Origin of the sequence: Flavobacterium sp. (genome assembly GCF_044338735.1) — a bacterium.
Lineage (GTDB): Bacteria > Bacteroidota > Bacteroidia > Flavobacteriales > Flavobacteriaceae > Flavobacterium.
The window spans coordinates 1-4178 of sequence record NZ_JBIIWV010000173.1 but is presented as its reverse complement, the minus strand read 5'-3'; the positions used below and the strand labels follow the sequence as shown (position 1 = coordinate 4178).

The window sequence follows — 4178 nt, the reverse complement described above, 5'->3', positions numbered from 1 at the left end:
ACAGCTAAACCATTTCTTACGCTGGTTCTTATTCTGTCGTATGCGGCTAATAAACGCTCTTCGCTTTTTCCTCTCAACTCAGCTGATTTATTAAGTAAGAAACTTTCCTCTTTTTCGGTTTCAGCCATAATGTCGCTTAATTCCGCTTTTTTGTGAGTAAGATGCGTTGTTTTACCGTCTAATTTTTCTTGAGTTTGAGCAACAACTTCTTTTCTGTGCTCAATAGAAGCTTTCATTTCTTTAATATGCTTTTCAGCTAATTGAATTTCTAATTCTTGAAATTCTACTTCTTTAGTTAAAGAATTGAATTCTCTATTGTTGCGCACATTTTTTTGTTGTTCTAGATATTTTTTGATAGCTGCATTGTGAGCTTCAATGGCATTTTTCTTTTCTTTGATTTGCTCATCAATAGTTTCTAAATCGCTTTTTAACTTTTCTAAACGTGTTGAAAGTCCTGCTACCTCATCTTCTAAATCATCTACTTCAAGAGGTAATTCTCCTCTAACATTTCTTATTTCGTCAATTTTAGAATCAACTAGTTGTAAAGCATAAAGGGCTCTTAACTTATCTTCTACGCTTATCTCTTTGATTGTTGCCATATTTAAAAGTACTTAACTGGATTTGTATTTTCTTCTGATAAAATGATTGCAAAATTAGTGATTTTTTCTTTAAGAAAATCAACTATATAATTTTTTGTATATCTTTCGCTTTCAAAATGGCCAATATCGGCTAAAAGTAATTGATTTTCAGCTTCGTAAAACTGATGATATTTTAGATCGGCAGTAAGGTAAGCGTCTGCTCCTGAGTTGATTGCGTTTTTAATAGCAAAACTTCCACTTCCGCCTAAAACAGCTACTTTTTTTATGGTTTTTCCGGTAAAAGTGCTATGTCTAATGCCTCCACATACCAACTTGTCTTTGACAAATTGTAAAAAATCAGTTTCCGAAAGCGCATTTTTGAGTTCGCCCACGCGGCCTAACCCAATATTTTGATGTGCATTTTCTAATGGGTAAATTTCATGAGCCACTTCTTCATAAACATGATTCGTAAAAAGCGCTTCCAGTATTTTGGATTGCAAATGCTTTTCAAAAGTCACTTCAATCTTAATTTCTTGTGTTTCTACAAATTCAAAGCGTTCGCCTATTTCAGGATTTGAATCTTCATTTCCAGTATAAGTTCCTATGCCTTTGGACGAAAAACTACAATCTTCATAATTTCCTATTTTACCTGCACCAGCTTCAAATAAGGCATTTCGTAATTTTTCTGCATTTTCTGGAATGGTGTAGGTAACTAATTTTTGAATGAAGTTTTCTTTCGGAATTAAAATTTTAGAATCCAATATACCTAAAGCATCACAGAAAATTTTATTTACACCATTTGGATGATTATCCAAAGCCGTATGAACAGCATAAATAGCGATATCATTTTTAATCGCTTTTATTAGTGCACGTTCTACATAATTCTTTCCAGTGATTTTTTTAATTCCCGAAAACAAAATAGGATGGAAGCAAACGACCAAATTACATTTTTTAGCAACGGCTTCATCAATAACGGCTTCTAAAGCATCATGACAAACCAATATTCCTGATATTTCTTGATTATTATTTCCAACTAAAAGGCCTACATTGTCAAAATCTTCGGCATAGCTCAAAGGTGCCATTTCTTCAAGAATGGTAAGTATATGGGTGAGTTTCATTTTTCTACTTTAACTATCCAAAGATAAAAAAAGCAATTCGGATATAGCATGATTTACTAAGAAATTATATTTGCATGATTTTTGTATATTTGTAAAACAAAATATTTTATCATGACAACAATAACCATAAAAATAAACGAGCGATCAAAAAAAGGCAAAGCGTTCTTAGAATTTGCTAAAACTTTTATTGGTAATGATAAAGACATTAGTTTTGTTGAAACTGAAGACGAAAAAAGCCCTTACAATCCTGAGTTTGTTGCTGAAATATTGGAGCGTTCAAAAAATTTGGACAAAAAAAATCTTACCCGTTTAAATACTGATGATATATGGGGAAGTATTTTGTAGATTTTGAACCAAAGGCAAAAGAAGAAATCAAAGCACACCTTAAATCAGGTAATAAAGACAATATAAAGAAACTTGAAAAAATTCTAGTAGAATTAGAGCAAACACCATTTGAAGGAATTGGAAACCCGGAACCTTTAAAATATGAACTTTCTGGTTTTTGGTCTCGTAAAATAAATCAAAAAGACAGAATGATCTATAAAGTTGAGGAAGCTATTGTAACGGTTTTTGTGATTTCTGCAATGGGACATTATTCTGATAAATAACGTATGAATTTCCTACGAAAAATACTTTTTCCATTTGCCTTTCTGTATTGGCTCATTACATTTATCCGAAATTGGCTCTATGATATAGGTGTATCCAAAAGTTATTCTTTTGATGTGCCAATAATTGCCGTGGGGAATTTAAGTGTGGGCGGTACCGGAAAAACCCCGCAAATTGAGTATTTAATTCGGTTGCTTTCTGAAAAGTATTGCGTGGCCGTTTTAAGTCGGGGCTACAAGCGTTCTACAACAGATTTTATTTTGGCTGATGAGAGTGCTACTGCTAGTTCAATTGGTGACGAGCCTTTTCAGTTTCATTCAAAATTTCCTAAGATTCAGGTAGCGGTTGATACAAATCGCAAAAACGGAATTGAACAACTTTTACAATTTTCAAATAAACCCGAAGTTATTTTATTGGACGATGCTTTTCAGCATAGAAAAGTTAGAGCGGGTTTATATGTTTTACTCACGGCTTATGATGATTTGTTTTGTGATGATTTTATCTTGCCGTATGGAAATTTAAGAGAATCAGCTCTTGGAAAAAAAAGAGCAGACATGATAATTATCACTAAATGTCCGAACGATTTATCGGAACTTGCACAACAGAATATAAAAGAAAAGTTACAGGTTAAACAGTCGGTTTATTTTACCACGATTCAATATGATGATTGTGTTTATGGTAATGAAAATAGGATTCATGTTGAAGCTTTAAAATCAGAAAGTAAGTTGTTAATTGCTGGGATTGCAAATCCTAAATTATTTTTCGATTTTCTAAAGAAGGAGAGCAATGAAACGATGACTTTTCCTGATCATCATCAATTTTCAAAGCAAGATTGTGAACAAATTTCAGCAAAAGCTAAGGGAAGAAAAATTATTACAACGGAAAAAGATTTTGTTCGATTAAATGGGTTGTTGCCCAATGAACAACTGTATTATTTACCAATAAAAGTTGTCTTTTCAAATACAAATTTCGATAAAGCGATAGAGGATTATGTGGGAAAAAGTTCAAGAAACGGTTAGTTTTATTAAAGAAAAAACAAATTTTACTCCCGAATTTGGGGTGATATTAGGTTCGGGTTTGGGCGATTTTACTAACGATATTACTATAGAACACGTATTGCCTTATACTGAAATTCCTCATTTTCCAATTTCAACAGTTCAAGGTCATAAAGGCGCATTAGTGTTTGGTACAATTCAAGGAAAAAAAGTGGTTGCTATGCAAGGTCGTTTCCATTTTTATGAAGGGTATGACATGAAACAAGTTACCTTTCCGGTTCGTGTAATGAAATTTTTGGGAATACAAAAACTTATTGTATCTAACGCTTCTGGTGGAGTTAATCCTGCATATAAAGTGGGTGACATTGTGGTGATTACAGATCACATTAATATGTTGCCTGAGCATCCGCTTCGAGGTCAGAACGATGAACGTTTTGGGCCTAGATTTGTAAATATGAGTGAACCATATTCTACGGCATTGATTAATAAAGCATTGGAACTGGCAACTCAATTGAAAATTGAATTGAAATCAGGTGTTTATTTAGCGCTACAAGGGCCAACGTTTGAAACGCTAGCTGAATACAAAATGGTCAAAGCTATTGGTGCTGATTGCGTGGGAATGTCAACAGTTCCTGAAGTTATTATTGCCCGTCATATGGATTTAGAATGTTTTGGAATTTCTGTAATTACCGATATGGGAGACAAAGAAAATATTGAAAATGTAAATCATCAAGAAGTTCTGGAAGCTGCCAAAAAAGCAGAACCCAAAGTGCGTGAATTAATAAAAAATTTGATTATTTATTCTTAGTTAAATACGAATGGACAACCGAATAAAAATGTTCAGGTTCAAACGGTTTTGTAATCACTTCATTCATGCCAAA

General features: G+C 33.1%; 6 protein-coding genes. 4 read left to right on the top strand and 2 right to left on the bottom strand.

The window, feature by feature from the left end; genetic code table 11:
• Together ACIQZC_RS09520 and ACIQZC_RS09515 are read right to left on the bottom strand one after the other, a co-directional pair.
• On the bottom strand, positions 1-599 hold a 599-nt coding region (locus ACIQZC_RS09520; RefSeq protein WP_396138993.1), incomplete at its 3' end, for a zinc ribbon domain-containing protein.
• Positions 600-601: 2 nt separating this feature from the next.
• A complete protein-coding gene (locus ACIQZC_RS09515) occupies positions 602-1696 on the bottom strand; it encodes a Nif3-like dinuclear metal center hexameric protein (RefSeq protein WP_396138992.1) in 1095 nt (364 codons plus the stop codon).
• Positions 1697-1807: 111 nt separating this feature from the next.
• On the opposite strand from ACIQZC_RS09515, the gene ACIQZC_RS09510 reads away from it, so the two are divergent.
• Genes ACIQZC_RS09510 through ACIQZC_RS09495 form a run of 4 tightly spaced genes read left to right on the top strand, consistent with a single transcriptional unit; the run spans position 1808 to position 4105 of the window.
• Positions 1808-2041, top strand: a complete 234-nt coding sequence (locus ACIQZC_RS09510; RefSeq protein ID WP_396138991.1) for a DUF2683 family protein — start codon at positions 1808-1810, stop codon at positions 2039-2041.
• Positions 2023-2304, top strand: coding sequence for a Txe/YoeB family addiction module toxin (locus ACIQZC_RS09505; RefSeq protein ID WP_396138990.1), 282 nt, complete (start codon positions 2023-2025; stop codon positions 2302-2304). Before ACIQZC_RS09510 ends, ACIQZC_RS09505 begins: the two co-directional genes overlap by 19 nt.
• Before the next feature lie 3 nt (positions 2305-2307).
• Entirely contained in the window at positions 2308-3321 is a 1014-nt protein-coding gene (gene lpxK / locus ACIQZC_RS09500; protein ID WP_396138989.1) for a tetraacyldisaccharide 4'-kinase, read from the top strand.
• Entirely contained in the window at positions 3293-4105 is an 813-nt protein-coding gene (locus tag ACIQZC_RS09495; RefSeq protein ID WP_396138988.1) for a purine-nucleoside phosphorylase, read from the top strand. The genes lpxK and ACIQZC_RS09495 overlap by 29 nt, the downstream gene beginning before the upstream one ends.
• Positions 4106-4178: the final 73 nt, after the last annotated feature.

What these genes read in the sequence shown, in the direction of transcription:
- ACIQZC_RS09515 (WP_396138992.1), bottom strand. Translation starts at nt 1,696, where the DNA reads ATGAAACTCACCCATATACTTACCATTCTTGAAGAAATGGCACCTTTG.
- lpxK (WP_396138989.1), top strand. Translation starts at nt 2,308, where the DNA reads ATGAATTTCCTACGAAAAATACTTTTTCCATTTGCCTTTCTGTATTGG.
- ACIQZC_RS09510 (WP_396138991.1), top strand. Translation starts at nt 1,808, where the DNA reads ATGACAACAATAACCATAAAAATAAACGAGCGATCAAAAAAAGGCAAA.
- ACIQZC_RS09505 (WP_396138990.1), top strand. Translation starts at nt 2,023, where the DNA reads ATGGGGAAGTATTTTGTAGATTTTGAACCAAAGGCAAAAGAAGAAATC.
- ACIQZC_RS09495 (WP_396138988.1), top strand. Translation starts at nt 3,293, where the DNA reads ATGTGGGAAAAAGTTCAAGAAACGGTTAGTTTTATTAAAGAAAAAACA.